This is a genomic window from Pseudomonas fluorescens (genome assembly GCF_900636825.1).
GTDB classification, from domain to species: Bacteria; Pseudomonadota; Gammaproteobacteria; order Pseudomonadales; family Pseudomonadaceae; genus Aquipseudomonas; species Aquipseudomonas fluorescens_BG.
The window spans coordinates 1,127,610-1,152,679 of record NZ_LR134318.1 but is presented as its reverse complement, the minus strand read 5'-3'; the positions used below and the strand labels follow the sequence as shown (position 1 = coordinate 1,152,679).

24 protein-coding genes are annotated in these 25,070 nt (G+C 58.6%); 11 read left to right on the top strand and 13 right to left on the bottom strand.

Annotated elements, in window-relative coordinates; all coding sequences use genetic code 11:
• Window positions 1-5 precede the first annotated feature (5 nt).
• The 3 genes from EL257_RS05195 to EL257_RS05185 form a co-directional block, all read right to left on the bottom strand.
• Entirely contained in the window at window positions 6-476 is a 471-nt protein-coding gene (locus EL257_RS05195) for a nuclear transport factor 2 family protein (protein WP_126360418.1), read from the bottom strand.
• A gap of 186 nt (window positions 477-662) precedes the next feature.
• Entirely contained in the window at window positions 663-1,967 is a 1,305-nt protein-coding gene (locus EL257_RS05190) for a CynX/NimT family MFS transporter (protein WP_126360416.1), read from the bottom strand.
• Window positions 1,957-2,616 (bottom strand): FadR/GntR family transcriptional regulator, encoded by a 660-nt coding sequence (locus tag EL257_RS05185; protein ID WP_126360415.1) that lies wholly within the window; start codon window positions 2,614-2,616, stop codon window positions 1,957-1,959. Before EL257_RS05185 ends, EL257_RS05190 begins: the two co-directional genes overlap by 11 nt.
• Window positions 2,617-2,781: 165 nt before the next feature.
• On the opposite strand from EL257_RS05185, the gene EL257_RS05180 reads away from it, so the two are divergent.
• Window positions 2,782-3,093: a type II toxin-antitoxin system MqsR family toxin gene (locus EL257_RS05180; RefSeq protein ID WP_126360413.1), complete on the top strand. Its 312-nt coding sequence runs from the start codon at window positions 2,782-2,784 to the stop codon at window positions 3,091-3,093.
• Window positions 3,090-3,581: a type II TA system antitoxin MqsA family protein gene (locus EL257_RS05175; protein WP_126360410.1), complete on the top strand. Its 492-nt coding sequence runs from the start codon at window positions 3,090-3,092 to the stop codon at window positions 3,579-3,581. The genes EL257_RS05180 and EL257_RS05175 overlap by 4 nt, the downstream gene beginning before the upstream one ends.
• A 55-nt stretch (window positions 3,582-3,636) precedes the next feature.
• On the opposite strand, the gene EL257_RS05170 is transcribed toward EL257_RS05175, so the two are convergent.
• From EL257_RS05170 to EL257_RS05155, 4 genes are all read right to left on the bottom strand, one after another.
• On the bottom strand, window positions 3,637-4,401 hold the full coding sequence (locus EL257_RS05170; protein WP_124319255.1) for an amino acid ABC transporter ATP-binding protein: 765 nt from the start codon (window positions 4,399-4,401) through the stop codon (window positions 3,637-3,639).
• A gap of 13 nt (window positions 4,402-4,414) precedes the next feature.
• Entirely contained in the window at window positions 4,415-5,509 is a 1,095-nt protein-coding gene (locus EL257_RS05165; RefSeq protein WP_042607719.1) for an amino acid ABC transporter permease, read from the bottom strand.
• A gap of 10 nt (window positions 5,510-5,519) precedes the next feature.
• Complete coding sequence (locus EL257_RS05160; RefSeq protein ID WP_126360408.1) at window positions 5,520-6,701, bottom strand: amino acid ABC transporter permease; 1,182 nt, start codon at window positions 6,699-6,701, stop codon at window positions 5,520-5,522.
• 66 nt (window positions 6,702-6,767) lie between these two features.
• Window positions 6,768-7,799 (bottom strand): amino acid ABC transporter substrate-binding protein, encoded by a 1,032-nt coding sequence (locus EL257_RS05155; RefSeq protein WP_126360406.1) that lies wholly within the window; start codon window positions 7,797-7,799, stop codon window positions 6,768-6,770.
• A 467-nt stretch (window positions 7,800-8,266) separates the two neighbouring features.
• On the opposite strand from EL257_RS05155, the gene EL257_RS05150 reads away from it, so the two are divergent.
• The 5 genes from EL257_RS05150 to EL257_RS05130 all read left to right on the top strand — a co-directional run bounded on the left by EL257_RS05150 (window position 8,267) and on the right by EL257_RS05130 (window position 13,571).
• A complete protein-coding gene (locus tag EL257_RS05150; RefSeq protein WP_126360404.1) occupies window positions 8,267-8,923 on the top strand; it encodes an alpha/beta hydrolase in 657 nt (218 codons plus the stop codon).
• A 96-nt stretch (window positions 8,924-9,019) separates the two neighbouring features.
• Window positions 9,020-10,498 carry an ATP-dependent RNA helicase RhlB gene (gene rhlB, locus EL257_RS05145; protein ID WP_126360402.1) on the top strand — a complete coding sequence of 493 codons (1,479 nt, stop codon included), beginning with the start codon at window positions 9,020-9,022 and terminating at the stop codon, window positions 10,496-10,498.
• A 116-nt stretch (window positions 10,499-10,614) separates the two neighbouring features.
• Window positions 10,615-11,559 (top strand): ornithine cyclodeaminase family protein, encoded by a 945-nt coding sequence (locus EL257_RS05140; protein WP_126360400.1) that lies wholly within the window; start codon window positions 10,615-10,617, stop codon window positions 11,557-11,559.
• A 167-nt stretch (window positions 11,560-11,726) separates the two neighbouring features.
• Window positions 11,727-12,854: an NAD(P)/FAD-dependent oxidoreductase gene (locus tag EL257_RS05135; RefSeq protein ID WP_126360398.1), complete on the top strand. Its 1,128-nt coding sequence runs from the start codon at window positions 11,727-11,729 to the stop codon at window positions 12,852-12,854.
• A gap of 90 nt (window positions 12,855-12,944) precedes the next feature.
• The gene (locus tag EL257_RS05130; protein WP_126360396.1) at window positions 12,945-13,571 is read left to right on the top strand and encodes a helix-turn-helix transcriptional regulator; all 627 of its coding nucleotides are present in this window, start codon (window positions 12,945-12,947) and stop codon (window positions 13,569-13,571) included.
• 84 nt (window positions 13,572-13,655) lie between these two features.
• On the opposite strand, the gene EL257_RS05125 is transcribed toward EL257_RS05130, so the two are convergent.
• The 6 genes from EL257_RS05125 to EL257_RS05100 form a co-directional block, all read right to left on the bottom strand.
• The gene (locus EL257_RS05125) at window positions 13,656-14,432 is read right to left on the bottom strand and encodes an ABC transporter substrate-binding protein (RefSeq protein ID WP_126360394.1); all 777 of its coding nucleotides are present in this window, start codon (window positions 14,430-14,432) and stop codon (window positions 13,656-13,658) included.
• Window positions 14,433-14,663: 231 nt separating this feature from the next.
• Window positions 14,664-15,116, bottom strand: a complete 453-nt coding sequence (gene moaE, locus EL257_RS05120) for a molybdopterin synthase catalytic subunit MoaE (protein ID WP_038357637.1) — start codon at window positions 15,114-15,116, stop codon at window positions 14,664-14,666.
• Between the two features lie 2 nt (window positions 15,117-15,118).
• Window positions 15,119-15,361, bottom strand: coding sequence for a molybdopterin converting factor subunit 1 (gene moaD, locus EL257_RS05115; protein ID WP_126360392.1), 243 nt, complete (start codon window positions 15,359-15,361; stop codon window positions 15,119-15,121).
• Window positions 15,358-15,831 carry a cyclic pyranopterin monophosphate synthase MoaC gene (gene moaC, locus EL257_RS05110; RefSeq protein ID WP_008080206.1) on the bottom strand — a complete coding sequence of 158 codons (474 nt, stop codon included), beginning with the start codon at window positions 15,829-15,831 and terminating at the stop codon, window positions 15,358-15,360. The genes moaD and moaC overlap by 4 nt, the downstream gene beginning before the upstream one ends.
• Window positions 15,832-16,007: 176 nt before the next feature.
• Window positions 16,008-17,402 (bottom strand): PhoH family protein, encoded by a 1,395-nt coding sequence (locus EL257_RS05105; protein ID WP_126360390.1) that lies wholly within the window; start codon window positions 17,400-17,402, stop codon window positions 16,008-16,010.
• A 336-nt stretch (window positions 17,403-17,738) separates the two neighbouring features.
• Window positions 17,739-18,863 carry a polysaccharide deacetylase family protein gene (locus EL257_RS05100; RefSeq protein ID WP_126360388.1) on the bottom strand — a complete coding sequence of 375 codons (1,125 nt, stop codon included), beginning with the start codon at window positions 18,861-18,863 and terminating at the stop codon, window positions 17,739-17,741.
• Window positions 18,864-19,207: 344 nt separating this feature from the next.
• Here EL257_RS05100 and yaaA point away from each other — a divergent pair, with 344 nt between their 5' ends.
• From yaaA to EL257_RS05080, 4 genes are all read left to right on the top strand, one after another.
• Complete coding sequence (yaaA, locus tag EL257_RS05095; protein WP_126360386.1) at window positions 19,208-19,987, top strand: peroxide stress protein YaaA; 780 nt, start codon at window positions 19,208-19,210, stop codon at window positions 19,985-19,987.
• Between the two features lie 809 nt (window positions 19,988-20,796).
• Window positions 20,797-22,113, top strand: coding sequence for a nucleotide sugar dehydrogenase (locus tag EL257_RS05090; RefSeq protein ID WP_126360384.1), 1,317 nt, complete (start codon window positions 20,797-20,799; stop codon window positions 22,111-22,113).
• Window positions 22,114-22,371: 258 nt separating this feature from the next.
• A complete protein-coding gene (alg8, locus tag EL257_RS05085) occupies window positions 22,372-23,853 on the top strand; it encodes a mannuronan synthase (protein WP_371924006.1) in 1,482 nt (493 codons plus the stop codon).
• Between the two features lie 35 nt (window positions 23,854-23,888).
• On the top strand, window positions 23,889-25,058 hold the full coding sequence (locus EL257_RS05080; RefSeq protein ID WP_126360382.1) for an alginate biosynthesis protein Alg44: 1,170 nt from the start codon (window positions 23,889-23,891) through the stop codon (window positions 25,056-25,058).
• The last annotated feature ends 12 nt before the right edge of the window (window positions 25,059-25,070 follow it).

Below are 25,070 nucleotides of genomic sequence, written 5' to 3'. Positions count from 1 at the left end.
TATTATCAGCGACCAGCCTGAAATGCCTTCAGTCCCTTGCGCGCCTGCGCACGAACGGCGTTGCGCACCAGCGGCGTCCAGCCCAGCAACAAGCCTTTGAAACCCAGGGCCTGACGCGACCAGCGCCACAGATCGAAATGGTCGCGGTGCTCGCAAATCTTGCCGTCACGGAAGACAAAGTGCGCCTGGATATCATTGATCACGACATTGCCGGTCTGGCTGAACAGATACGTTGCCACCCAGTGCGCGCCGCCGCTGCGCTCATCGGTGCGGACGTTGTCGAAGGTCAGCGAAAAGTCTTTGGCGCGGGTGGTGAGCATGCGCCACATGTCGCCGGCATCACGCCCGCGCAGTTCGCCGAACGCCGGATCGCTGAACACCACATCGTCGGTGTAGCAGGCGGCCATAGCCTCGGCATCGAGGCGTTGAAAGGCTTCGTAGAAACGGGTAATCACCGCGCTGTTGGCTTCGCTCAAGACAATCTCCAAAAAAGAGGTACAGATTGCCAGCACCATAATCTGCCGGGCGGAGAAACACTATCGGCATCGCTTGCATGCACAGAAAACCCCTGTAGGAGCTGCGGCACGCTGCGATCTTTTGATTTTGATTTTTTAAACGAATCACAGTCAAAGGATCGCAGCGTGCCGCAGCTCCTGCAGAACTCAGATTTTCTCGCTCTCGACCTGCACGTACAGCGCTCTCCCGGCGCCAAGCCCGGCGAGGATCGCGCCAGCACCAATGATGCCGAAAATCCAGCCGAGCGCATTCCAGCCGCCGGTCCAGTCGTGCACCACACCAACCGCGAAAGGGCCCATCGACGCCAGCGTATAGCCGAAGCCCTGGGACATGCTCGAGAGGTTCGCCGCCACATGGGAATCGCGCGAACGCAGAACGATCAGGGTCAACGCCAGGCTGAACGTTCCGCCCTGCCCCAGGCCCAGCAGAATTGCCCAACCCCACAGGCCGTCGATCGGCGCGTACAGGCACCCGAACAGGCCACCGAGGGTCAGCGCCATGACCACGACGATGGCCAGACGCTGATCCTTGCCCCGGGTGGCCAGCCACGGTGCGGCCAGCGAACTGGCGAGCTGGATGATCACCGAACCGGACAGCACCAGGCCGGCTTGGGTCGGCGTCAGACCGCGACCGATCAGAATCGACGGCAACCAGCCGAATACGATGTAGGCCAGCGACGATTGCAGGCCCATGTACAACGTTACCTGCCAGGCCAGCGGATCGCGCAGCAGGCCGCGCACCCGATAAGCGACATTGTGCGCGCCGTGTTTCGGCCCCACTTGCGGTAACCAGAACAACGCCGCCACCAGCGCAGGAATCACCCAAAAGCCCAACCCGATCGTCCAGCTTCCACCGAAGTGCTCGCTCAACGGCACGCTCGAACCCGCCGCCATTGCCGCGCCCAGGCACAACGCCATGGTGTACACGCCGGTCATGGTGCCGGCATGTTTGGCAAAGTCGCGCTTGACGATGCCCGGCAGCAATACGCCGACGATGCCAATGCTCGCACCACCCAGCACACTGCCGGCGAACAGGCCGATTTCACCGAAATGGCTGCGCAAGATAATGCCACCGGCCAAGGTCAGCAGAATTCCCAGGACCACCCGCTCGGCACCAAAGCGTCGCGCCAGAATCGGCGCCAGCGGGGCGAACAAACCGAGGCAAAGAACCGGCAACGTCGTCAGCAAACCGGCCTGCGCCGCCGACAAGCCGAGACTCTTCGATACATCGCTGAGCAGCGGCGCCATGCTCGACAGCGCCGGGCGCAGATTCAACGCGACCAGAATCAATCCCAGCAGCAACAGCCAGGGCCTGCGCACCCGCGGCGGGCTCTGCTGCACTTGCTCATCATCGGCCTCGGCGTCGATCAGCAGCTCTTCAAGCTCCGAGGGGCGTTTAGGCGTTGTGGATATCTCGTGGCGGGGCATGGACTTCTCGGTTTCAAGGTTCATTGATCAACTGCCTCGATAAGGCTTTGGCCCGTTCCGGGTCGCGTTGCTCGACCGCATCGAGCAACTCGATGTGCAGATCGAACACTTCCTGACGGCGCGGGACGATGTTCAGGGTCTGGCGCAGTTGTGCGCCGACAATGCTGGAGAAATAGCGATACAGCTCGCTGAGCGTGGGGTTGTGCGCGGCGTCGACCAACCGGCGATGAAACACCAGATCGCAGGCGATGTAGGTGTCGAGATCACCGTGGTAGTGGCTGCCGCTGGTCCCGAGGGCCTCGCGCAATGCGACGAGGTCTTCGTCGGTGCGGCGCAACGCTGCCAGACCGATGGCCTCGACCTCAAGGATGTGCCGGGTTTCCCGCGCCTGCTCCAGCGAGCAACGCGACAGCGCCTTGAGCGTATCCAGCGGATCCACCAGCGCGCGCAGATAACTGCCGTCACCCTGGCGAATTTCGATCAATCCGGAAAACGCCAGCACGCGCATCGCCTCGCGCACCGTGTTGCGGCTGATGCCCAGTTCGGCACACAGCTCGGGCTCGGTCGGCAAGCGCTCGCCTACCTGCCAGGCACCGCTGTTGATGCGTTGACGCAGTTGATCCAGGGCCTGATCGACCAAGGATCGCTTTATCAAAGGAGAAATTTCCGACATGAGTCCCGCCCTTTCATCCAATCATAGGATGAATTTTCTGACATGGTAGTCAGACCCGTGTAGGACGGCAACCACCTAGGGTCAATCGAGACACATGGAGCGGCATTTTCGATTGGTCAAAATTACCCTTTGAGGGTAATTTCAGGGACAGGGTTTTGGTTTCTTATGGAAAAGAAAACACCCCATTACGACTTGGCGGTGATCAAGTCTGAGGTGAGGCGGCTTGGAAAAAGAGCCTTTACCAGATCTTCGGAAAAAACCGGTTTGGATCTTGGCTTCAGCCACAGAGAGATGCGGGAGATCATTTTCGAGTTACAGCAAGGGATGTTGTACAAATCGATGACTACTTACGACAACCATCGAGTCTGGCACGACGTGTATCACGTCAACTCAAAAGACCTGGAGATTTACATCAAGGTGACTTACCGCCCCGGCGGTGGTCCTCCGGTAATCTCCTTCAAGGAGAGAAACCCATGAAAACCCGACAATGCTGCAGCTGCGGCGCGCGCGAGGGAATGAGACATTTCGAAGGTCGTGGCGAAACCATCAGTGTCAAAGGCATGGAGCGGCGTATAGATGATCTTGCTGGCTGGGAATGTCAGCAATGCGGGGAAGTCGAGTGGGATGACAATACCGACAGTGCGGAACGTTATACGGACGCTGGTGACGAGCTGGTGATCGCTGCTCGACAGATGATCGGTGCCGAGATGAAGCGTATCCGTCGCAAACTGCACCTCACGCAAAAAGAAACTGTGCAGTTACTGTCAGGCGGTGGCCACAACGCCTTCTCAAGGTACGAGCGTGGCGAATTATTACCACCAAAAGCGCTGATGCTTCTGATGCGCTTGCTGGATCGCTATCCACACTTGCTAGCCGATGCGAGAGTCTTGGCCGAAGGGGCTGATCTGAGAGGGGCGTTCAAGCACACCATCCATAAAGAACAGGAATCCCTTTCCGTCTCCTGAGATTCCAAAAAACCAACCCGGCACGTGGCCGGGTTGGTTTTTTACACATAAACCATCAATGCAGAATCTGACTCAAGAACAACTTCGTCCGCTCATTCTGCGGATTATCGAAGAAGTCGTTCGGCGCAGCCTGCTCAACGATCTCGCCCTTGTCCATGAAGATCACGCGGTTGGCCACGGTGCGGGCGAAGCCCATTTCGTGGGTTACGCAGAGCATGGTCATGCCGTCTTCCGCCAGACCGATCATGGTGTCGAGCACTTCCTTCACCATCTCTGGATCGAGCGCTGAAGTCGGTTCATCGAACAGCATGATTTTCGGTTTCATGCACAGGGCGCGGGCGATTGCCACACGCTGCTGCTGACCGCCGGACAGTTGCCCCGGGTACTTATGCGCCTGCTCCGGAATGCGTACGCGCTCCAGGTAATGCATGGCGATTTCCTCGGCCTTGCGCTTGGGCATCTTGCGTACCCACATCGGCGCCAGGGTGCAGTTCTGCAAAATGGTCAGGTGCGGGAACAGGTTGAAGTGCTGGAACACCATGCCGACTTCGCGGCGGATCGCTTCGATTTGCTTGAGGTCGTTGGTCAGTTCCACGCCATCGACAACGATGCGGCCCTGCTGATGTTCTTCCAGACGATTGAGGCAACGAATCGTCGTCGATTTGCCGGAACCCGACGGGCCGCACAGGACGATACGCTCGCCCTGCTTGACGTTGAGATTGATGTCTTTGAGCACGTGAAACTGGCCGTACCACTTGTTCACGCCCTGCATCTGGATGATGCCTTCCGGACCCACAGGCTTTTTGATTGCTTCGCTCATTTACAGAGAACTCCTAACGCTTGTGGCCAGTGTCGAGCTTGCGTTCCAGATGCATGGAATAGCGCGACATACCAAAACAGAAAATCCAGAACACCAGGGCGGCGAACACGTAGCCTTCGGTGGCCATGCCCAGCCATTTCGGATCGGCAGCGGCTTGTTTGACGCTGTTGAGCAGGTCAAAGAGGCCGATGATGATCACAAGGCTGGTGTCCTTGAACAGCGCAATGAACGTGTTGACGATGCCGGGGATCACCAGCTTCAGGGCTTGCGGCAGAATCACCAGACCCATCGAACGCCAGTAACCGAGGCCCATCGCCGCAGCCGCTTCGTACTGACCTTTGGGGATCGCTTGCAGACCACCGCGTACCACTTCGGCGACGTAGGCCGACTGGAACAGAATCACCCCGATCAGCGCCCGCAGCAGCTTGTCGAAGTTCATCCCTTCGGGCAGGAACAGCGGCAGCATCACCGAGGACATGAACAGCACCGTGATCAACGGCACGCCGCGCCAGAATTCGATGAAGGTCACGCAGACCACACGAATCGCCGGCATGTTCGAACGCCGTCCCAGCGCCAGCACGATGCCCAGCGGCAATGCTCCGGCGATACCAACCGTGGCGATCACCAGGGTCAGCATCAGGCCGCCCCACTGGCTCGTCGGCACGGTGGTCAGACCGAAACCGCCATGCAGCAAGGTGAAGGCGATGATTGGATACAACACCAGGAAGCTCAGGCCGTAGACCGCTTTGCGCGGCATCCGCGAAATGAACAGTGGCGCTGCGCCAATGACCGCCAGCCACACGGTCAGGTCGACGCGCCAGCGCAGTTCGGTCGGGTAATAGCCGTACATGAACTGGCCGAAACGCTGCTGAATGAACACCCAGCACGCGCCTTCCTTGGTGCAGTCGGCGCGGGTGGTGCCGACCCAGTTCGCGTCGACAATCGCCCAGCTGAGGATCGGTGGCACGACGAGGTAGATCAGATAGAACGCGAACAGCGTCAGCAAGGTGTTGAGCCAGCTGGAGAACATGTTCGCGCGCATCCACGCAACCACCCCGATGCTGCTGTTCGGTGGAGGCATGTCGGGTTTGAAAGTATGAGTACTCATGCGCTTTTCCTTACCGCTCGATCAGCGCAATGCGCTTGTTGTACCAGTTCATCAGCAGGGAAATGCTGATACTGATTGCCAGGTACACGCTCATGGTGATCGCAATCACTTCGATGGCCTGACCGGTCTGGTTGAGCACGGTGCCCGCGAACAGCGAAACCATTTCCGGATAACCGATACCGGCCGCCAGCGAAGAGTTTTTCGCCAGGTTCAGGTATTGGCTGGTCAGCGGCGGAATGATCACGCGCAGCGCTTGCGGGATTATCACCTTGCGCAGGGTCGGGCCGTTGCGCAGGCCGAGCGAACGCGCCGCTTCGGTCTGCCCGTGGCTGACCGACTTGATCCCGGAACGCACGATTTCAGCGATGAACGCTGCGGTGTACACGGTCAGGGCCAGGGTCAACGCCAGCAGTTCCGGGATCAATACCCAGCCGCCGACAAAGTTGAAGCCCTTGAGCTCAGGCATTTCCCAATGCAGCGGAGCGCCGAAGATCAGCGCGCACAAGGTCGGGATCACCAGCAGAATCGCCAGACCGACCCAGAACTTGTGAAACGGTACGCCGGTTTCTTCGAAACGTTTGTTGGCCCAGCGGCACATCAGCACGATGCCGACGATGGCCAGCACGATGCTGATCACGAATGCCCAGAAACCGTCGGCTGCCAGTGCAGCCGGCATGTTCAGGCCACGGCTGCTGACGAAAAAGGTATCGCCGAAGTTATGGCTGTTACGCGGCCCCGGCATGGTCAGGAACACCGCGAAGTACCAGAACAGGATTTGCAGCAGCGGCGGAATGTTGCGGAAAACTTCCACATACACCGTCGCCAGTTTGGCAATGATCCAGTTCTGCGACAGCCGCGCCACGCCGATGATGAAACCGAGGATCGTCGCCAGAACCACGCCGATCACTGTCACCAACAGGGTGTTGAGCAGACCGATGACGAAGACACGGGCATAGCTGTCCGCTTCGGTGTAGTCGATCAGGTGTTGAGCGATGCCGAATCCGGCACTGCGCTCCAGAAAGCTGAAACCGGAGGTAATGCCCCGGTGCTGAAGGTTGGTTTGCGTGTTGTCGAACAAGTACCAGCCCAGCGAGACCACCGCCACAACGGTGATGATCTGGAATAGCCACGCACGCACTCGTGGATCGCTGAGGCTGAGCCTCTGCTTTGGTGCGCCGATTGAATTTTGCATGAAGTGCCCCGGAAGAAATGGAACAAGAACATCACCCGGCGGTTGGCCCGCCGGGCGATAGAACCATTAGCGCACTGGTGGTGCGTACTGAATGCCGCCGTTGTTCCACAGGGCGTTCAGGCCACGGTCGATTTCCAGCGGAGTGCTCTTGCCGAGGTTTTTCTCGAAGATTTCACCGTAGTTGCCGACTTGCTTGACGATCTGCACAACCCAGTCTTTCGGCAGTTTCAGGTCTTTGCCGTATTCGCCGTCAGCGCCGAGCATACGGGCGACGTCCGGGTTTTTGGTCGACTTGGCTTCAGCTTCGACGTTCTTCGAAGTGATGCCGGCTTCTTCGGTGTTGAGCAGCGCGTAGCCAACCCAACGAACGATGGCCAGCCACTCGTCGTCGCCATTACGTACGACCGGGCCCAGAGGTTCTTTGGAAATGGTTTCCGGCAGAACCACGTAGTCCTTCGGCGACGCCAGCTTGCTGCGCTGAGCGAACAGCTGGGACTTGTCGGAGGTCAGCACGTCGCAACGACCGGATTCCAGCGACTTGGCGCTTTCATCGGAGGTGTCGAAAGTGATCGGGGTGTATTTCAGACCGTTGCCGCGGAAGTAGTCGGAAACGTTCAGCTCGGTGGTGGTACCGGCCTGGATGCAGATGGTTGCACCGTCCAGTTCCTTGGCACTTTTCACGCCCAGCTTGTTGTTTACCAGAAAGCCGATGCCGTCGTAGTAAGTGATGAAGCCCGGGAATTTCAGGCCCATGCCGGCATCACGGGAGCTGGTCATGGTGGTGTTGCGCGAGAGGATGTCGATCTCGCCGGACTGCAGCGCAGTGAAACGCTCTTTGGCGTTCAACTGGCTGAACTTGACCTTGTTGGCGTCGCCGAAAACGGCGGCAGCCACGGCACGGCAGACGTCAGCGTCGATCCCGAGGATCTTGCCGGTAGCATCCGGAACCGAGAAGCCCGGCAGACCGTCGCTCACGCCACATTGCACGAAACCTTTCTTCTGCACTGCATCCAGGGTTGCACCCGCCTGAGCGAACCCGCTGACGCCGAGTACTGCTGCAGCAGTCACGACCGCCAGAGTGGATTTCAACATCTTCATTCAAACCTCCAGTTTTGCTCTTGTTGTGTCGGAGCTTGAGTCCCGTCGCACCCTTTTGAGGCGTTGTTGACCCGTGTTGGCTTTTTTTGGGGTCAACCGACGTAAGACCTTCGCTATGAGTCTAGTAGGAGACAATCCACATCATGGACAACTCACTTCTCACCAATCGGCCGAACGGGCTGTAGCCCTTTCACGTTCGCTAAGCCCGTAGCGGCCATTGGCGAACATCCATCACCGGATTCTTTGCATCCCGCCCCAAGGGGTACACTGATAGTGTTACCGCCAGGCGCGGGATCTGTTGCACGCAGGAAGCCATAGCAAAGCCCGTACCACACCGGTCGCTGAAGCGCTTAAGCGACAGGTCAAGAGCAAAACTTGTAACCTTGCGACATCTTCTTAACGGATCAACCGGGCGCGCACGCAAATCACGCACTTATTGAGAGCGCCCGCACACATTTGGAGCAGCCATGACCGAGCCCTTGATTCTTCAGCCTGTTAAGCCCGCAGACGCCTGCGTGATCTGGCTGCACGGCCTCGGCGCCGACCGCTACGACTTCCTGCCGGTGGCCGAGGCTTTGCAGGAAAGCCTGTTGAGCACGCGTTTCGTGTTGCCGCAGGCGCCGTCACGTCCAGTGACGATAAATGGCGGATATGCCATGCCCAGCTGGTACGACATCAAGGCCATGAGCCCGGCACGGGCGATCGATCGCGACGAACTGGAAGCATCTGCCGATCGCATCATCGAATTGATCGAAACCGAGCGCGCCAGCGGAATAGACGCCTCGCGGATTTTCCTCGCCGGTTTTTCCCAAGGCGGCGCGGTGGTTTTTCACAGCGCATTCCTGAAGTGGCAGGGGCCATTGGGCGGGGTTCTCGCATTGTCGACCTATGCACCGACATTCAGCGATGAACTGGAACTGTCCGCCAGTCAGCAGCGCATTCCAGTGCTTTGTCTGCACGGGCAGTTCGATAACGTGGTGCAGAATTCGATGGGGCGCAGCGCTTACGAGTACTTGAAGCACCATGGTGTCACCGTGACATGGCAGGAATACCCAATGGAGCACGAAGTGTTACCCGAAGAGATTCGTGACATCGGTGTCTGGTTGAGCGAACGCCTGCGCTGAGCGTGGGTTTAAAACCGCCCTTTGATCCCTCCCCCTACGCCGCGCCCGTTTCTTGCATTACACTGGCCGGCGTACATTCCTTAACCAATTGATGAGATGACCGTGCTCAAAGCACTCAAGAAGATGTTCGGTAAAAGCGAGGCTGAGCAGCTCGCGTCAGTTCCCAGTGCGCCGTCGCACGCCCCCGGTCATCGCAGCGATGCACCACAGGCCGAGCGCGTCGCTCCCGTAGCGGCACCGAAGCCAGAGCCAGCCCCCGTTCCGGCCGCGCCCGTCGCCGCCGAAACCGTCCGCAACGCAGCGCCGACACCGGCCAGACCGCGCCGCGAGCCGAAGCCCAAGGCACCGGTCATCCCGTGGAAACTCGAAGACTTCGTGGTCGAGCCGCAGGAAGGCAAGACCCGCTTTCACGATTTCAAGTTGTCGCCAGAACTGATGCACGCCATTCAGGACCTGGGCTTCCCGTATTGCACGCCGATCCAGGCGCAGGTGCTGGGTTTCACCCTCGCCGGCAAAGATGCCATCGGCCGCGCGCAGACCGGCACCGGCAAAACCGCCGCATTTCTGATTTCGATCATCACCCAATTGCTGCAAACGCCGCCGCCGAAAGAACGCTACATGGGCGAACCCCGTGCGCTGATCATCGCGCCGACCCGTGAGCTGGTGGTGCAGATCGCCAAAGACGCTGCGGACCTGACCAAGTACACCGGCCTCAACGTGATGACGTTCGTCGGTGGCATGGACTTCGACAAGCAGCTCAAGCACCTGGAAGCGCGTCACTGCGACATCCTCGTTGCCACCCCTGGGCGTCTGCTCGACTTCAACCAGCGCGGCGACGTGCATCTGGACATGGTCGAAGTGATGGTGCTGGACGAAGCCGACCGCATGCTCGACATGGGCTTCATCCCGCAAGTGCGGCAGATCATTCGCCAGACCCCGCCGAAATCCGAGCGCCAGACCTTGCTGTTCTCCGCGACCTTCACCGAAGACGTGATGAACCTCGCCAAGCAATGGACCACCGACCCGTCCATCGTCGAGATCGAATCGCTCAATGTCGCCAGCGACAACGTCGAGCAACACATCTACGCCGTTGCCGGTGCCGACAAGTACAAGCTGCTCTTCAACCTGATCAACGACAATGGTTGGGAGCGCGTGATGGTGTTCGCCAACCGCAAGGACGAAGTGCGTCGTATCGAAGAACGCCTGGTGCGCGACGGTGTGAACGCTGCGCAACTGTCCGGTGACGTGCCGCAGCACAAGCGCATCAAGACCCTCGAAGGTTTCCGTGAAGGCAAGATTCGCGTGCTCGTGGCCACCGATGTCGCCGGTCGCGGCATTCACATCGATGGCATCAGCCACGTGATCAACTTCACCCTGCCGGAAGTGCCGGACGATTACGTGCACCGCATCGGCCGTACCGGTCGTGCGGGCGCTGATGGCGTGTCGATCAGCTTCGCTGGCGAAGACGACTCGTACCAGTTGCCGTCCATCGAAGAGAAACTCGGGCGCAAGATCAGCTGTGAAACGCCGCCAACGCATCTGTTGCGCGCGGTTGAGCGCAAGCGTCCGCAGTAACCGACGCTGGGAAAAAAGCGCAGCCCGTAACGGACTGCGCTTTTTTTATGCCCGCATATTGCTAGAAAGAACTAAAAGTCCATAATGGAAAAATAAGTTTAGTTTCGGAGCGCAATATGTCCAGCACGCCCCACATGATCGACCAGGCCCAGGCCCGTGAACTGCTGACCCGGATCGATGTGCCGCAGATTCTGCGCAAGCTGTTCCGCGATCTCGCCGCAGGCAACGCGGTGCAGCCGGCGCAGCAACTGGTGGAGTTTCCGCAAGGCGCTGGCGATTTCATCAACTACCTGGGCGTGTTGGCAGAAGACGGCGTGTACGGCGTAAAGACCTCGCCCTACATTGTGCGCGAGCAAGGCGCACTGGTGACGGCATGGACACTGCTGATGTCGATGAGAACCGGCCAGCCGCTGCTACTGTGCGATGCCGGCGAACTGACCACCGCGCGGACTGCTGCGACCACCGCTGTGGCCGTCGATGCCCTTGCACCTGTGAACGCCCGACGGCTGGCGATCATCGGCAGCGGCAAGGTTGCCCAGGCGCACCTGCATTACGTGAAGTCGCTGCGTGACTGGCGGAGCATCAGTATGTATTCGCCGAGCCTGTCCGCCGACGCGCAAACCCAGGCCTTGTTGAAAGCCATCACCCCCAACCTGAAGATCACTGACAGCCGTGAAACCGCCCTCGCCGATGCAGACGTCATCATGCTGTGCACCTCGTCCGCCGGCCCGGTGATCGACCCGGTCGAGTTGAGCAAACCGGCACTCATCACCTCGATCAGCACCAACGCCCCCCGCGCCCACGAGGTACCGCCGGCCAGCCTCAATAACATGCAGGTGTTCTGCGACTATCGTCTGACCACGCCGGGGTCGGCGGGTGAAATGCTGATCGCCGCTGAGCAGCATGGCTGGAGCCAGGATTCGATTGTTGGCGATCTCGCCGACTTGCTCAGCGAAAAAGTCCAGCGCCCGGGTTACGACCGTCACGTGTTTTTCCGCTCAATCGGCTTGGGCCTTGAAGACATTGCCTTGGCCAACGCGGTTTACCACCTAACCCACTAACACCAAAAATCCCCTGTAGGAGCTGCCGAAGGCTGCGATCTGTTGATCTGTTTTTTAAGATCAAGATCAAAAGATCGCAGCCTTCGGCAGCTCCTACAGGGATCGCATTCCAATGGGGAGTTGCCAATGACAGCTCCCCAGAGAACCACGATAGCTTCGGAGTTTTCATGAGCCACGCAGATTTCATCATCATCGGCGGCGGAATTGCCGGCGCTTCTACCGGGTTCTGGCTGGCGCCCCACGCCAAAGTGATCGTGCTCGAGCGGGAATCGCACCCGGCCTATCACTCCACCGGCCGTTCCGCCGCGCTGTTCACCGCAGCTTACGGCACCCCGCAAGTGCGCGCACTGACCCAGGCCAGCCGCGAGTTTTTCGACCACCCACCGGCCGGTTTCTGTGAGCACCCATTGCTGACGCCACGCGGCGAAATGACCGTGGATTTCATCGGTGACTCCGCCGAATTGAACAATCAATACCTTAGTGCCAAGGCCACGGTACCGCAGATGCAAATGCTCAGCGCCGACGAAGCCTGCGCGCGCCTGCCGATTCTGCGCCGGGAAAAAGTCCACGGTGCAATCTACGATCCAAGCGCCAGCGATATCGATACCGACGCTCTGCATCAGGGTTATCTGCGTGGCATCCGCCGCAACAATGGTGAAGTACACACCGACTGCGAAGTGTTGGGCCTGAGCCGCGACGCCGAAGGATTGTGGCAAGTTAAAACCAATGGCCAGACGTTCAGCGCGCCGGTGATCATCAACGCCGCCGGCGCCTGGGCCGACAAGATCGGCACGATGGCCGGCGCAACTGCGCTGGGCCTGCAACCGAAACGCCGCGCCGCCTTCATCTTCGCCGGCCCCGAAGGCATCGACATTCATCACTGGCCGATGCTGGTCAGTCTCGACGAATCGTTCTATATGAAGCCCGATGCCGGGATGTTTCTCGGCTCCCCAGCCAATGCCGATCCGGTCGAACCGCACGATGTGCAGCCGGAAGAACTCGACATCGCCATGGGCATCTACCAGATCGAAGAAGCCACGACCCTGACCATCCGCCGCCCGACCCGCACCTGGGCTGGTTTACGCAGCTTCGTCGCAGACGGCGATTTGCTCAGCGGTTTCGATCCGCAGGTGCCGGGATTATTTTGGGTTGCGGCGCAAGGTGGCTACGGCATTCAGACGTCGCCGGCGATGGGCCAGGCCAGTGCGGCGTTAGTGCGAGGTCAGCCACTGCCCGAACAGCTGCAGCAATTCGGGCTGGACAGCGCCATGCTCTCCCCTGCTCGCCTGCGCTGAATCCGTGCGGTGACGCGCGCCGCAGATTGCGGCACACTTCCTGCGCCTCCTGATCACGGAGGCGTTGACGCTGCCTGGAGCTTCACTGTCATGACCGCCCCCGAATTCGATCCGGTGCTGGATAACTTCCGCGCCATTGCCGACGCCATCGCCACACTGTTCTATCCCCATGCCGAGGTGGTGCTGCACGACCTGCGTACGCAGAAGGTCGACTATATCGCCAACAACTTGTCCAAGCGCGAGATCGGCGACGACTCGTCACTGGAGGACATGCTCAGCGAGGATGTCAGCGACAGGAATATCGGCCCGTACGAAAAGCTCAATTGGGACGGTCAGAAAATTCGCAGCCTGAGCACAGTGCTGCGCGACAGCGAAAGTCGTCCGCTGGCAGTGCTGTGCATCAATCTGAACATTTCATTGTTCGAGAACGCCAAGGCAGCGCTGGACCTGTTCCTCTCGCCGAGCAAGCTGATCCCACAACCGGATTCTTTATTTCGCGATGACTGGCAGGAGCGCATCAACACCTTCCTGCATGCCTGGCTGCGCGAACGCCAGTTGAGCCTGAATGTCCTGACCCGCGATCACAAGCGTGAGCTGGTGCTGGCGCTGCACGCCGAGGGCGCGTTCAAGGGCAAGAGCGCTTCGAACTATGTGGCCAATGTGCTGAACATGGGGCGGGCGACGGTGTACAAGCATTTGAAGGAATTGAAAGGCTGAGGAGCAAAAGATCGCAGCCTGCGGCAGCTCCTGCAGGAGCACGCATTCCCCTGTAGGAGCTGCCTAAGGCTGCGATCTTTTTTATCAATCGCCGTAGATATCAGTCTTGAAATACTTCTCGGAAATCTTCTGGTATTCGCCACTCGCACGAATCCCGTCGATGGCGCTGTTCAACTGGCTGACCAGTTCACCGTTGCCCTTGCGCACCGCAATCCCCGCACCTTCGCCGACATACTTCGGATCCTTCAGCTCCGGCCCGACAAACGCGTACCCCTTACCGCGCGGCATCGACAGAAAATCATTCAACGGGATGGTGTCGGCAAAGATCGCATCGAGGCGCCCAGCCGCCAGATCCATGTAGATCTCTTCGTTGTTGCTGTAGCGCTTGACGTTGATGCCCTTCGGTTCGAATACCTCGGTGGCAAACCGATCAGTCGTAGTGGCGCGCTGCACGCCGACATTCTTGCCTTTGAGGCTAGCGTATTGATCGTCGACGCTGGCGCCCTCTTTCATCACCAGACGCGAGGAAGTGAAGTAATACTTGTGGCTGAAATCCACCGACTTCTTGCGATCTTCGTTGATGGTCATCGACGACAGGGCCATGTCGATCTTCTTCACTTTCAGTGAGGGAATCAGCCCGTCGAACTCTCCCTCGACCCATACACACTTGACCTTCATTTGCGCACACAGGGCATTGCCGATGTCGTAGTCGAAACCGACAATTTCGCCCTTGTCAGTTTTCGAGGCAAACGGTGGGTAAGCGGCTTCGATGCCGATGCGCAGGGTTTTTTCGGCGGCGAAGGTGCTGGCACAGGCCAACAGGCTGAGGGCCAGACCGGTGATGAGGGGGAGTTTCTTCATGTTCGTTCTCTCGCGGGGTTGTTGTTGGTTTGGCAAGACGAAGAAGAGCAGCTTCGAGCGGGGAGCTACGAGCGGCAAGATTGAAGCATTTTGTACTTGTAAATCCATATTGGACTTATATGTACAAATCGTCAATTCGGGGGCAGAAGCAAAAAGATCGCAGCCTTCGGCAGCTCCTACAGGTGGATGCCGACCCTATGTAGGAGCTGCCGAAGGCTGCGATCTTTTGATTTACTTCTTCCAGCGATCCGCCGCTGCATGATCGCTGTCCCGCCCTTCAACCCAACGCGGGCCATCGCTGGTGTTTTCTTTCTTCCAGAACGGCGCACGGGTTTTCAGGTAGTCCATGACGAAGGCGCAGGCGTCGAATGCAGCCTGGCGGTGGGCGCTGGCGGCGCCGACGAAGACGATAGGCTCGCCCGGCTCAAGCGCGCCGATGCGGTGCAGCACTTCCAGTTTCAACAGCGGCCAGCGCTGTTCGGCTTCGATGGCGATCTTGCCGAGGGCTTTTTCGGTCATGCCCGGATAATGCTCGAGAAACATCCCCGCCACATCGAGTCCGTCATTAAAGTCGCGCACGTAACCGACAAAACTCACCACCGCGCCTACACCGACATTGGCCGCGTGCATCGCGTTGACTTCAGCGCCCGGATCGAACGGCGTGGCCTGCACGCGAATCGCCATGTTCAGCCTCCGGTCACAGTGGGGAAAAACGCCACTTCATCGCCGTCGGCGACAGGCTCATCGAGTTGGCAGAGATCTTCGTTGCGTGCGCACATCAGGTTCTGCTCGCTCAACACCTCGGCGCCATCTCGTTGCGCAAGCAGTGCTCGCACGTCGTCGACAGTCGCGAAATCACCTTCAACCTTCACCGAGTCCACGCCCAGTGCCTCGCGGTAACGGGCAAAAAATCTTACAGTCAGTTTCATGGCTGCTCCGCCTGGAAGTGGCCGCTCTTACCGCCGACTTTTTCCAGCAAACGCACGCTCTCGATGGTCATGCCACGGTCGACGGCTTTGCACATGTCGTAAATGGTCAGGGCGGCGACGCTGGCGGCGGTCAGCGCTTCCATCTCGACGCCGGTCTGCCCGGACAACTTGCAGCGGGCGACGATGCGCACGCTATCTTCACCTTCAGCGCTGAGCTCGACTTTGACGCCGGTGAGCATCAGCGGGTGGCACAGCGGAATCAGATCGCTGGTTTTCTTCGCCGCCTGAATGCCGGCAATGCGCGCCACGGCAAACACGTCGCCCTTGGGATGGCCGCCGCTGACGATCATCTGCAAAGTTTCGGGGAGCATGCGCACCAGCGCTTGAGCCGTCGCTTCACGGAACGTCACGGCTTTTTCAGTGACGTCGACCATGTTGGCGCGACCTTGGGAATCGAGATGAGTCAGCACGGGGGCCTCCTTGAGGCAGCTGCGAGCGACAAGCTACAAGCGGCAAGTTAAAAGCGCGGTAGGCAGGCGTCAGGAAAGCTCGCATTTAAACAGCCGAAAGCCGCAAGCTTCAAGCGGCAAGTGAAGTTCACTCGGACCACTTGTAGCTAGCGGCTTGAAGCTTGTCGCTACTCCTCTTAGAGGTGAGATTCGGCGTATTCGGCCAGGATCGAGCGAGGCACCCCTTGCAGGGTGATGTGCACACCGTTGGGGAAATCCTTGAAGCGTTCGGTCAGGTAGGTCAGCCCGGAGCTGGTCGCGGACAGGTAAGGGGTGTCGATCTGTGCCAGGTTACCCAGGCACACCACTTTGGAACCGGCGCCAGCGCGAGTGATGATGGTCTTCATCTGGTGCGGCGTGAGGTTCTGGCATTCGTCGATCAGGATCAAGCTCTGCTGGAAGCTGCGACCGCGAATGTAGTTGAGCGATTTGAACTGCAACGGCACTTTGCTGAGGATATAGTCGACGCTGCCATGGGTGTTTTCGTCATCCATGTGCAAGGCTTCGAGGTTGTCGGTGATGGCGCCCAGCCAAGGCTCCATTTTTTCCGCTTCGGTGCCGGGCAGGAAGCCGATTTCCTGATCCAGGCCCTGCACGCTGCGGGTGGCGATGATGCGGCGATAACGCTTGCTGACCATGGTCTGCTCGATCGCCGCAGCCAGCGCCAGAATGGTTTTGCCGGAACCGGCGGCGCCAGACAGATTGACCAGATGAATGTCCGGATCAAGCAACGCGTACAGCGCCAGGCTTTGATAGATGTCGCGTGGCTTGAGCCCCCAGGCCTCCTGATGCAGCAGCGGTTCCTGATGCAGGTCGAGGATCAGCAGCTTGTCCTCTTCAATCTCCTTGATCCAGCCGACGAAACCCTGTTCATCAATGATGAATTCGTTGATGTGCACCGCGGGCAAATTGTCGATCAACTGCACTTGATGCCAGGTGCGGCCATGGTCTTGCCGGGTTTCAACCTTGCTCACGCGGTCCCAGAACGAGCCGGTCATGTTGTGGTAGCCGTTGGGCAACAGGGAAACGTCGTCGACCAGTTGGTCGGTGCTGTAGTCTTCGGATGCAATACCGCAGGCGCGCGCCTTGAGGCGCATGTTGATGTCTTTGGTGACCAGCACCACCGGTTTCTGCGGATCGCGGGTGTGCAGGTCGATCAATTGGTTGATGATTTTGTTGTCATTGAGGTGCTCGGGCAAAATCAGGTTCGATTCAGCCTGCTTGCTCATCAGAATTGACAGCAAGCCCTTCGGTCCGCCTTTGCCGCGCTGGATCGGCACACCCAGTTCGACGTCTTCGGGGGATGCATCGCCCAGGGTCTTGTCGATCAACCGGATGGCCTGACGACATTCGGCGGCCACGCTGTGATGCCCGCTCTTGAGCTTGTCCAGCTCTTCAAGCACGGTCATCGGGATAGCGACGTGGTGTTCTTCGAAATTCAGCAGGGCATTAGGATCGTGAATCAATACGTTGGTATCGAGTACATACAGGATTGGCTGGTTGGAGGAAGGGCTACGTCCGTGATCATCCATACTCGGTCACCTTTGTCAGAGCCAGTAGACGCAATACCTGAGCGGTGCTGCGCCTCGAAGTGACTGCCGAATCTCACCTGCGGAGATTCAAGTGACTGCAAACAAACGGGTCTTGGAAGACGCCACCTGTGTTGCAGGTTTCGGCGGTCTGTCTTCGTAATACTCCAAAACCGATGACATAAAAAAGTACTTTGACGGTTTTTTTAAGTTTATTTTGCAAAGTGACGAAAAGCCCTTGGCGGACCGTCGCGACACCGTTAGAGTCGGAAGTCCACCTGCAGCAAATTCTTCGAAAAAATTGCCCAAAGCCCAATGTTTCCGGGCTTTTTCCGTATGTCAGCGAAACGCGTCCTGGCAGTCTTCCCAGCCGATGCCGCTCTGCGCCGTTTGCGTGATCAACCACGGCAACGAGGTCTTCACTGCGTCCTGTTTCATATTGAAATTGATCACGCCGTGGCGCCATAGCAGCATCAGGGTCAACACCCGTTGCGCACTCGGCGCGCCCTTCAGTTTGCCGGCAGCGTCCTGAGCATCGATGTCCCACAGTGCCACTTGCAGGCCCTGGGTATTGAAGAAACCCTGAGCGTCACTGCGGCGCTGCCCTTCCGGCGGACGGAACAGAGGCACGTAGTTTTCCGGCAACTTGTTCTTCACCAGATCAGCGCTGCGGCGCACCGAATCCTGCCAGTCCTGCCAATGACTGTGGGAGCGAAACTCCCAACCCTGGACGCCGACGCATTGTTTCGAGAAGCCCGCCTGCAGGCTGCTGACAGAGCGATCGGCCAGTCGCGCCTGAACATCCTTGCCCAACACGAAGAACGTCGCGCTCAGATTGGACTTGCGCAGGTACTCGGTGAGCCAGTCGGTATTGTCCGGCTGCACATTGGCGGCGCTGTCGAAGGTCAGCAGAAACAGGCGGTCATGCATGTCGTCGCCGTTGCGCTCGTAGTCACCGAAACGATCGAATTCGTTACTGGTCTGCGGCGACAGCGCGGCCTTGCGCATCAGTTCGTCCAGATACTGCAAATGGAAAATGCGGCTCGGCTCGGCCCACTTGGTGTAATAGCTGTCATCGCTGACCGCAAACTTGGCAGCCTGCTCACGCAGACTCGGCAGATCTTCGACGAGGAAGCAGAACGAGGCATCCTGATCGCAGCTTTGCTGGGCGTAGTTGTAGTTGCTCAACAAACGCTGCCAGAGACGCTGGCGCAGGCTGTTGATCGCATCGATATTGACCGTGCGCAGGCCCAGGCGCTGGGCCAGTGCCGCCTCGTCGATGGATTCGGTGCCGAGCAGGCCTCTGGCGAACATGAGAATTTCCGCCCGCGAGGCCACGTCGAACAATGTCGGACTGCTGAGCTGCTCCGGCCAGGTCGTGCGATCCAGCGTCGCCGGATCACCAGGCGCCGCCGCGGCGGCCAAGCTGAGCAGCCACGCGGAGAATAAAAGAACAATGCGCAAAGGGGTGTCTCCATAACAAAACCCGCGCGGCACTATAGCTGATGTGCAACATTCACGGACGCTACCCTCACCCCAGCCCTCTCCCTAGGGGAGAGGGAGCCGATCTCCGTTGATTTCAAAATTTGAGTTCAACTCGATAGATCATGTCGGCGTAAATCGAAAGAACCACTCGGTCGGTCCCCTCTCCCTTTGGGCGGTCCGACGTTTCGGGAGGGTTAGGGTGAGGGAAAAAAATCCACCAGCCGTCGCAAATGCCCGACCTTACACCTGCCTATAACCCCCATAGCTGGAGTCAACACCGACAACCCCCTAGAATCGCCCCCACGATTAAAGGAGACGACTTCATGCTGATGGTGATTTCCCCCGCCAAGACCCTCGATTACGAAACACCGCCGGCGACCCAGCGCTTCACTCAGCCGCAATACCTCGACCATTCCCAGGAATTGATCCAGCAGTTGCGCGAACTGAGCCCGGCGCAGATCAGCGAGTTGATGCACGTATCCGACAAGATCGGCGGTCTTAATGCCGCGCGTTTCGGCAGCTGGACGCCGGCATTCACACCGGAAAACGCCAAGCAGGCGCTGCTCGCGTTCAAAGGCGATGTTTACACCGGTCTGGATGCGCAATCGTTCAGCGAAGCTGAATTCGATTACGCGCAAAAGCACCTGCGCATGCTTTCCGGCCTTTATGGCTTGCTGCGCCCGCTGGACCTGATGCAGCCTTATCGCCTGGAAATGGGCACCAAACTGGCCAATGCCCGGGGCAAGGATCTGTACGCATTCTGGGGCACACGAATCAGCGAGTGGCTGAATGAAGCACTGGCCGAACAGGGCGATGACGTGCTGCTCAATCTCGCTTCGAACGAATACTTTTCGGCCGTCAAGCGCAGCGCCCTGAACGCGCGGATCATCAATACCGAGTTCAAGGATCAGAAGAACGGCCAGTACAAAATCATCAGTTTCTACGCGAAGAAAGCGCGCGGTCTGATGAGCCGTTTCGTGATTCAGGAACGTATCAACGATCCAGCACAGCTCAAGCAATTCGACGAGCAGGGTTACCGCTACAGCGCCGAGCATTCCAAACCGGACAATCTGGTGTTTTTGCGCGACCACGCCCCCGAATAAAGCATGCCCTTTGCACGACTCTTTTCGCTGAGAGTCGTGCACTCCGCCCGAAGTCAAAATTCCCCCGCCGCATATCGCCAATTTCGTGGCGCCAATAAAACCACACGCCCTTTTCTAATTTTAGTTTCACTCGACACTGAAGTTTTTTTTCAGTAGTGGCACGTAAATTTTTTACCTGTAGTGGCACAAAACTATCGACGCCGTTTATACCCCCAAGAGTAAAGGGCGAAATCGCAAGTGCTATCAAATTGAAACTAGTGCCATCTTGATCAATATTTCAAAAAATTTCCGCTGGCACGATGAGTGGACCGGAACTATGTCGAAATGCGTAGCTCATACCACCGGTAACGATTCTCGCCGTTTCTGTAAGAGATAACTTACGTAGAGCAGATAGCCATGTAACCAAGTTGTCACAACAACTTGCCCGGATGACTAACTAGTCTCAAAACAATCGAAGGACAGGAGATACGCACCATTTATATCCCCTACAAAGGCCAAGGCCGCGCCCCTATAAACGTGCTCGCCTGAGCACCTAACTGCTTGATTTACCGGCCCCCTACCGGACGTCGAGCAGGCTACACGACTGCACAAGAGTCTTCCCGCACGGAAGATCCGCTGCATAACAGGGCAAGTCATAACAACAAGGCCTAGTTGCGCACATCTTGAGTGCACTTATTAGACACTCGGAACTTTGTATGCCTGCACACGGCATTGTGGCGCCTGTAAGCCGCACTTCCGAGTGCACTAGTGACCGCTGAACACCATTAACTCCGGCCCTCTAAGGCCTGATATATACAGAGGTAATTGCGATGCGCATCAGCATATTTGGTTTGGGTTACGTTGGCGCAGTATGTGCCGGTTGCCTGTCTGCACGGGGCCATGACGTAGTTGGCGTCGATGTTGCCAAAGACAAGATCGACATGATTAACGCCGGCAAATCGCCGATTGTAGAACCAGGCCTGGGCGAACTGCTGCAACAGGGTATCCAGACCGGTCGTCTGCGCGGCACGACCAACTTCGCCGAGGCGATTCGTGATACCGACCTGTCGATGATCTGCGTCGGCACGCCGAGCAAAAAGAACGGCGACCTGGAACTGAACTACATCGAGGCCGTGTGCCGCGAGATCGGTTTTGTCCTGCGTGAAAAAACCACCCGCCACACCATCGTCGTACGCAGCACCGTGCTGCCAGGCACCGTGGCCAACGTGGTGATCCCGATTCTGGAAGACTGCTCGGGCAAAAAGGCTGGCGTCGACTTCGGCGTTGCGGTCAACCCGGAATTCCTGCGTGAATCCACCGCCATTGCTGACTACGACCAGCCACCGATGACCGTTATCGGCGAGTTCGACACCGCGTCGGGCGACGTTCTGCAATCGCTGTACGAAGAACTCGACGCACCGATCATCCGCAAGGACATCGCCGTTGCCGAAATGATCAAGTACACCTGCAACGTCTGGCATGCGACCAAAGTGACCTTCGCCAACGAGATCGGCAACATCGCCAAAGCGGTCGGCGTCGATGGTCGTGAAGTGATGGAAGTGGTCTGCCAGGACAAGACGCTGAACCTGTCCCAGTACTACATGCGCCCAGGCTTCGCCTTCGGCGGTTCGTGCCTGCCCAAAGACGTGCGTGCGCTGACCTACCGCGCCGGTTCCCTGGACGTCGAAGCGCCGCTGCTCAACTCGCTGATGCGCAGTAACGAATCGCAAGTGCAGAACGCTTTCGACATCGTTGAAAGCCACGAAAAACGCAAAGTCGCCCTGCTTGGCTTGAGCTTCAAGGCCGGCACTGACGACCTGCGCGAAAGCCCGCTGGTTGAACTCGCCGAAATGCTGATCGGCAAGGGTTACGACCTGAGCATCTACGACAGCAACGTCGAGTACGCCCGTGTTCACGGTGCGAACAAAGACTACATCGAGTCGAAGATCCCGCACGTATCGTCCCTGCTCAACTCGGACTTCGATTCGGTGATCGACAACTCCGACGTGATCATCCTCGGCAACCGCGACGAGAAATTCCGTTCGCTGGCTCAACAGGCGCCGCACGGCAAACAGGTCATCGACCTGGTCGGCTTCATGGCCAAGGCCACCGACGCCGGCACCCGTACCGAAGGGATCTGCTGGTAAGCAGACATTGCGCGGCGCCGCATACCGCGTCGCCGCGCACTGACTGTGTGAACCCGATGCAGGAGCTGACGAGTAAAACGAGGCTGCGATCTTTACCGGGGTCACTTGAGTCGTGAGTGAACACCCAAAAAGATCAAAAGATCGCAGCCTTCGGCAGCTCCTACCGGGATCGCCAGAATTGCGCGTGACATCGCAATTTTTTCGTAAGCCTGCCTTAACCCCATCGGGCCCAGCCCGAGATAGAGACGGATGCAGATTATGCACAGGCTAAAACACGGCCTACTTCAGGCCGCCGGTTGGCTGTTTTACCTAAGTTTGTTGATGGGCCTGGCCTTGATGCTGCCCACGTCCACATTCGACTCCGAGTCGAAGGACTTCATTTTCCTGATTGGCGCCGTGGGTATCTGGCGCTACTCGATGGGTGCAACGCACTTTGTGCGCGGCATGATTTTTCTCTACATCGTTTACCCGCATCTGCGCCGCAAAGTGCGCAAGCTGGGTAAAGCGGCCGACCCGTCGCATGTGTTTCTGATGGTCACCAGCTTTCGTATTGACGCGCTGACAACCGCGCAGGTCTACAGCTCGGTGATCCGCGAAGCCATCGACTGCGAACTGCCGACCACCATTGTCTGCTCGATCGTGGAAATGTCCGACGAGTTGCTGGTCAAGGCGCTGTGGGCACGGATGAATCCGCCGGAGCGCGTCAAGCTCGACTTCGTGCGCATTCCCGGCACCGGCAAGCGCGATGGTCTGGCGTTCGGTTTCCGCGCGATTTCCCGTCACCTGCCGGACGACCGCGCCGTGGTGGCCGTGATCGACGGCGACACCGTGCTCGGCGAAGGCGTCGTGCGCAAGACCGTGCCGTGGTTCCAGCTGTTCGGCAATGTCGGCGGCCTGACCACCAACGAATTCTGCGAAGTGCGCGGCGGCTACATCATGAGCGAATGGCACAAGCTGCGTTTCGCCCAGCGCCACATCAACATGTGCTCGATGGCCCTGTCCAAGCGCGTGCTGACCATGACCGGCCGGATGTCGGTATTCAAAGCCTCCGTGGTGACCAATCCGGAATTCATCGCCGACGTTGAAAGCGACTCGCTGCAGCATTGGCGTCTGGGCCGCTTCAAGTTCCTCACCGGCGACGACAAGTCGAGCTGGTTCAGCCTGATGCGTCTGGGTTACGACACCTTCTACGTGCCGGATGCCGCGATCAACACCGTTGAGCACCCGCCAGAGAAGAGCTTCATCAAGGCCAGCCGCAAGCTGATGTTCCGCTGGTACGGCAACAACCTGCGCCAGAACTCGCGCGCACTGGGCCTGGGTATCCGTCGTCTCGGTGCTTTCACTTCGGTGGTGCTGTTTGACCAGCGTGTGTCGATGTGGACTTCGCTGCTGGGCCTGACCGTCGCGCTGATCGCCAGCTTCAAGTACGGCACCGCGTTCATCCTCGTGTACCTGCTGTGGATCGGCATCACCCGTCTGATCCTGACGCTGTTGCTGTCGTGTTCCGGCCACCGCATCGGCCCCGCTTACCCGGCGATTCTGTATTACAACCAGATCGTTGGCGCGCTGGTGAAGATCTACGTGTTCTTCCGCCTCGACCAACAATCCTGGACTCGCCAGCCCACATCCCTGACCCGTGATCTCGCCAGCTTTCAACGTTGGTTCAACACCTGGTCGTCTCGGACCATGACCTTCTCCGCCGGCAGCATTTTTGTCGCCGTGCTGCTGATGATGGTCTGACCCGCTCCTATTGAATTAACAAGGAAATCGCCCCTATGAATACCGCCGTCAACGTCAACGTAGTGCATGAATCCGAAGCCCAGCGCCAGCACGCTCGCGTGAAAATCCCGGCCAAGCTGCGTTTCTTCGGCCCTGACCGGACTCCGCTCGAAGCGCGTGTTCTCGATCTGTCGGCTGGCGGTCTGGCGTTCAACGCCGGGCAGATGCCGCTGACCATCGGCGAGGTATACAAGGCGCGTCTGCAATTTGTCATCGACAACCTCGGCCTGGCCATGGACGTTGAACTGCAGGTGCGTTCCTTTGATCGCGCCACCGGCCGCGCCGGCTGCCAGTTCCAGAACCTCGAGCCGCAGGACATTTCGACCTTGCGTCACCTGATCACTTCGCACCTGGCCGGCGACATCGTCAGCATCGGCGAAGTGCTCGCGACCCTGCAGCGTGACAACTTCACCAAGGCGCGCAAGAACAAGACCAACGACACCGGCATGACCGCGTTCGGTCGCCTGAAGGCCGTCACGTTCAGCGCCGGTATTTTCGCCGTTGGCCTGGTCGCTGCCGGTTTCATTTTCAAGTCGGTGTACGGCATGTATTTCGTCAGCCATGCGCAGGCCGGTCTGGTCAGCGTGCCGGGAATGAACATCACCATGCCGCGTGACGGCACCGTGCAAAGCCTGGTGAAATCCGATGGTGTTGCCGCCAAAGGCGCACCGCTGGCGACTTTCAGCACCAGCATGCTCGATGTGCTCAAAGGTCATCTGGAAGAAGACCAACTGGCACCGGCCAAGGTTGAGGAACTGTTCGGCAAGCAAATGACCGGCACCCTGACTTCGCCGTGCGATTGCACCGTGGCCCAGCAACTGGTGGCTGACGGTCAGTACGCGAGCAAGGGCGACGTGATCTTCCAGTTGGTGCCACGCAACACCCAGGCCAACGTTGAAGCACGCTTCTCCTATCGCCAGTTCGGCGATGTGCGTCCGGGCACCCCGGTGAGCTTCCAGATCGCCGGCGAAGAAAAGACCCGCACCGGCAAGATCGTCAGCAGCACCAGCCTGAAAAGCGCCGACCTGTCCTCCGATATCCGCGTACAGATCCAGCCTGACGAGCCGCTCGACAGCAGCCTCGCCGGTCGCCCGGTGGAAGTGAACAGCGACCGTGGCCCGAACCTGAACTGGCTGATCGACAAAGCCATGGCTGCCGGTCTTTAAGTCGAGGACATG

What these genes read in the sequence shown, in the direction of transcription:
- EL257_RS05190 (WP_126360416.1), bottom strand. Translation starts at nt 1,967, where the DNA reads ATGAACCTTGAAACCGAGAAGTCCATGCCCCGCCACGAGATATCCACA.
- EL257_RS05185 (WP_126360415.1), bottom strand. Translation starts at nt 2,616, where the DNA reads ATGTCGGAAATTTCTCCTTTGATAAAGCGATCCTTGGTCGATCAGGCC.
- EL257_RS05180 (WP_126360413.1), top strand. Translation starts at nt 2,782, where the DNA reads ATGGAAAAGAAAACACCCCATTACGACTTGGCGGTGATCAAGTCTGAG.
- EL257_RS05175 (WP_126360410.1), top strand. Translation starts at nt 3,090, where the DNA reads ATGAAAACCCGACAATGCTGCAGCTGCGGCGCGCGCGAGGGAATGAGA.
- EL257_RS05170 (WP_124319255.1), bottom strand. Translation starts at nt 4,401, where the DNA reads ATGAGCGAAGCAATCAAAAAGCCTGTGGGTCCGGAAGGCATCATCCAG.
- EL257_RS05165 (WP_042607719.1), bottom strand. Translation starts at nt 5,509, where the DNA reads ATGAGTACTCATACTTTCAAACCCGACATGCCTCCACCGAACAGCAGC.
- EL257_RS05160 (WP_126360408.1), bottom strand. Translation starts at nt 6,701, where the DNA reads ATGCAAAATTCAATCGGCGCACCAAAGCAGAGGCTCAGCCTCAGCGAT.
- EL257_RS05155 (WP_126360406.1), bottom strand. Translation starts at nt 7,799, where the DNA reads ATGAAGATGTTGAAATCCACTCTGGCGGTCGTGACTGCTGCAGCAGTA.
- EL257_RS05150 (WP_126360404.1), top strand. Translation starts at nt 8,267, where the DNA reads ATGACCGAGCCCTTGATTCTTCAGCCTGTTAAGCCCGCAGACGCCTGC.
- rhlB (WP_126360402.1), top strand. Translation starts at nt 9,020, where the DNA reads ATGACCGTGCTCAAAGCACTCAAGAAGATGTTCGGTAAAAGCGAGGCT.
- EL257_RS05140 (WP_126360400.1), top strand. Translation starts at nt 10,615, where the DNA reads ATGTCCAGCACGCCCCACATGATCGACCAGGCCCAGGCCCGTGAACTG.
- EL257_RS05135 (WP_126360398.1), top strand. Translation starts at nt 11,727, where the DNA reads ATGAGCCACGCAGATTTCATCATCATCGGCGGCGGAATTGCCGGCGCT.
- EL257_RS05130 (WP_126360396.1), top strand. Translation starts at nt 12,945, where the DNA reads ATGACCGCCCCCGAATTCGATCCGGTGCTGGATAACTTCCGCGCCATT.
- EL257_RS05125 (WP_126360394.1), bottom strand. Translation starts at nt 14,432, where the DNA reads ATGAAGAAACTCCCCCTCATCACCGGTCTGGCCCTCAGCCTGTTGGCC.
- moaE (WP_038357637.1), bottom strand. Translation starts at nt 15,116, where the DNA reads ATGGCGATTCGCGTGCAGGCCACGCCGTTCGATCCGGGCGCTGAAGTC.
- moaD (WP_126360392.1), bottom strand. Translation starts at nt 15,361, where the DNA reads ATGAAACTGACTGTAAGATTTTTTGCCCGTTACCGCGAGGCACTGGGC.
- EL257_RS05105 (WP_126360390.1), bottom strand. Translation starts at nt 17,402, where the DNA reads ATGGATGATCACGGACGTAGCCCTTCCTCCAACCAGCCAATCCTGTAT.
- yaaA (WP_126360386.1), top strand. Translation starts at nt 19,208, where the DNA reads ATGCTGATGGTGATTTCCCCCGCCAAGACCCTCGATTACGAAACACCG.
- EL257_RS05090 (WP_126360384.1), top strand. Translation starts at nt 20,797, where the DNA reads ATGCGCATCAGCATATTTGGTTTGGGTTACGTTGGCGCAGTATGTGCC.
- alg8 (WP_371924006.1), top strand. Translation starts at nt 22,372, where the DNA reads ATGCACAGGCTAAAACACGGCCTACTTCAGGCCGCCGGTTGGCTGTTT.
- EL257_RS05080 (WP_126360382.1), top strand. Translation starts at nt 23,889, where the DNA reads ATGAATACCGCCGTCAACGTCAACGTAGTGCATGAATCCGAAGCCCAG.